2 protein-coding genes are annotated in these 3,088 nt (G+C 68.8%); both read right to left on the bottom strand.

What is annotated here, in order from left to right; all coding sequences use genetic code 11:
- Window positions 1-65: 65 nt before the first annotated feature.
- The gene (locus tag ACFWF3_RS30050; RefSeq protein WP_379317012.1) at window positions 66-2,168 is read right to left on the bottom strand and encodes an RNase J family beta-CASP ribonuclease; all 2,103 of its coding nucleotides are present in this window, start codon (window positions 2,166-2,168) and stop codon (window positions 66-68) included.
- Window positions 2,165-3,073 (bottom strand): 4-hydroxy-tetrahydrodipicolinate synthase, encoded by a 909-nt coding sequence (dapA, locus tag ACFWF3_RS30045; protein ID WP_378992374.1) that lies wholly within the window; start codon window positions 3,071-3,073, stop codon window positions 2,165-2,167. Before dapA ends, ACFWF3_RS30050 begins: the two co-directional genes overlap by 4 nt.
- Window positions 3,074-3,088: the final 15 nt, after the last annotated feature.

Genomic DNA, 3,088 nt, shown 5'->3' with positions numbered 1-3,088 from the left:
GGGCGACATAGTCGCCCAGCGGTTTTCTGTTGATCTGTTGATCTGTTGATCTCTCGATCAGGCGATCAGACGGCGACGACCGTCGGCACGATCATCGGGCGGCGACGGTAGACGTCGGCGACCCAGCGGCCGACCACCCGGCGCACGCCCTGGGCGATGCGGTGGGTGTCGGTGATGCCCTCACCGGCCAGGCGCAGCAGTTCCGCCTCGACCAGTTCGTTCGCGCCGTCGAGCGCGGTCCGGTCGTCGGAGAAGCCGCGCCCGTTGAGCTCGGGCGTGCTCACCGCCTTGCCGGTGGTCGAGTCGATGACGATGGTGATCGAGATGAACCCACCCTCGCCCAGGACCAGGCGGTCCGACAGGGTCGACTCGCCGACGTCGCCGACCGAGAGGCCGTCGACGTAGACGTGTCCGACCGGCACACGGCCGACGATGGAGGCGATGCCGTCGACCAGGTCGACCACCACGCCGTCCTCGGCCAGCATGACCCGCTCCTCGGGCACACCGGTCGCCACCGCCAGTGCGGCGTTGGCGCGCAGGTGCCGCCATTCGCCGTGCACGGGCATGGCGTTGGTCGGGCGCACCGCGTTGTACAGGTACAGCAGCTCACCGGCGGACGCGTGGCCGGAGACGTGCACCTTCGCGTTCTGCTGGGTGATCACGGTCGCGCCGAGCCGGGCCAGGCCGTTGACCACGGCGAACACCGAGTTCTCGTTGCCGGGGATCAGCGAGGACGCCAGCACCACCAGGTCGTCGGCGCGGATGTTGATCTGGCGGTGCTCGCCGCGCGCCATCCGTGACAGCGCCGAGAGCGGCTCGCCCTGGGAGCCGGTGGAGATCAGCACCAGGCGGTTGCCGGGCAGGTTCGCGGCCTGATCGAGGGTGACCACGACGTTGTCGGGCACGGTGAGGTAGCCGAGGTCCTGCGCGATCTCCATGTTGCGGACCATCGAGCGGCCGACGAAGCAGACCTTGCGGTTGTACTTCTGCGCGACGTCGACGACCTGCTGGATGCGGTGCACGTGGCTGGCGAACGACGCCACGATGACGCGGTTGGTGGCCTTGCCGATGACGTTGTCGAGCACGCCACCGATCTCGCGCTCGGGGGTGACGAAACCGGGAACCTCGGCGTTGGTGGAGTCGACCAGGAACAGGTCGACACCTTCGTCGCCGAGGCGGGAGAAACCGGCCAGGTCGGTGAGGCGGCCATCGAGGGGCAGCTGGTCGAGCTTGATGTCGCCGGTGTGCAGGACCACGCCGGCACCGGTGCGGATGGCCACAGCCAGCGCGTCGGGAATCGAGTGGTTGACCGCGAAGTACTCGAGCTCGAACGGGCCGTGCACCGTGGTCTCGCCCTCGGCGACCTCGCGCAGCTTGGGCTGCAACCGGTGCTCGCGCGCCTTGGCCGCGACCAGCGCGAGGGTGAACTTGGCGCCGATCACCGGGATGTCCTGGCGCAGGCGCAGCAGGAACGGCACGGCACCGATGTGGTCCTCGTGGCCGTGGGTGAGCACGATGGCCTCGACGTCGGCCATCCGGTTTTCGATGGGCCCGAAGTCCGGCAGGATCAGGTCGACACCGGGCTGCTGGTCCTCGGGGAACAGCACACCGCAGTCGACGATCAGCAGCTTGCCGCCGTATTCGAACACGGTCATGTTGCGGCCGATTTCGCCGATGCCGCCCAGGGCGAACAGGCGCAAGCCGTTCTTCACCAGCTTCGGCGGCGGGCCCAGCTTGTCGTGGGCCGCCTTCTCGCGCGGCTCGGCGACCGGCGCGGAACCTCGACCGCGTCCACCGCCCTGCCTGCCACGGCCACCACCGCGGGACTGCTCGGCGGCGGGCTTGCTCTTGGCCTCGGCCTGCTTGCCCTTGGCTTCGGTAGCCGGCTTGGTCCTCGCGCGCCGCGGCGCGGTCTTCTTCGCGGTCACTTGTTCTTCGGCGACGCTGAGCAGGTCGGTGCCCACCTCGGCGCTACCGGCCAGGTTCGCTTCCGCGGTGACCTCGGCGATCGGTTCGGCGATCGCCGGTTCCTTCGCCGCGGGGGCTTCCTCGGGCGCGACCACCTTCTTCACCGCGGCCTGCGCGGTCTCCACCGGCGTCGGCTCCGGCGCACCGGCGGCACGCGATGCCGAACGGCGGCGGGGCTTACGGGCTACGGGTTCGGTCATGCCGACACCCCCGCGGCCTGCAGGTCCAGCGCCAGCTCCTCGAGCTGTGCCTGCGTCGGCATCAGCTGGGGCAACCGGGGCTCACCTACGTCGATGCCGAGCAATCGGAGTCCTCCCTTACACATCGCCACACCTCCCAGGCGGGTCATGGCCGCGTACAGCGGCAGTAGTGTCGCGTTGATCTCTCGCGCCCTGGCCACGTCACCGATGGTGTAGGCGTGGTGGATCTCGCGCAGTCGCTCCGGCACGAGGTGTCCGATGACGCTGATGAACCCGACCGCACCGACCGAGAGCCAGGGGAGATTCAGTCCGTCGTCACCGGAGTAGAAATCCAGATCGGTGGTCGCGATGAGATCGGCTCCGGAGACGAGATCGCCCTTGGCATCCTTCACCGCGACGATGTTGGGATGCTCGGCAAGGCGCCGGATCGTGTCGATGGCGATAGGCACCACCGACCTCGGTGGAATGTCGTAGAGCGTGATCGGCAGCGCGGTGGCGTCGGCGACCGCGGTGAAATGCGCGATCAGGCCCTCCTGTGTGGGCCGCGAGTAATACGGGGTCACCACGAGCAGACCGTGTGCGCCCGCGTTCTCCGCGGCACGCGCCAGTTCGATCGAGTGCGCGGTGTCGTAGGTACCCGCGCCCGCGACCACGGTGGCCCGGTCGCCGACGCCGTCGACGACCGCCCGCAGCAGATCATGCTTCTCGGTTTCGGTCGTGGTCGGCGATTCGCCGGTGGTACCCGAGATGATCAGCAGGTCGACCCCACGGTCGACCAGGTGTGCCGCCAGTGCGACACCGGCATCGACGTCGAGCTTGCCCGCAGCGCTGAAGGGGGTCACCATCGCGACACCGACCGTGCCGGACGCGCGCAGCTCCGTTGGCGTCGATTCACCGTTCGTCATGGTCAGAAAGGCTAC

Source organism: Nocardia sp. NPDC060220 (assembly GCF_042727815.1).
Taxonomy (GTDB): Bacteria; Actinomycetota; Actinomycetes; order Mycobacteriales; family Mycobacteriaceae; genus Nocardia.
The sequence above is the reverse complement of the archived record's forward strand: the minus strand, read 5'-3'. Positions and strand labels throughout refer to the sequence as shown.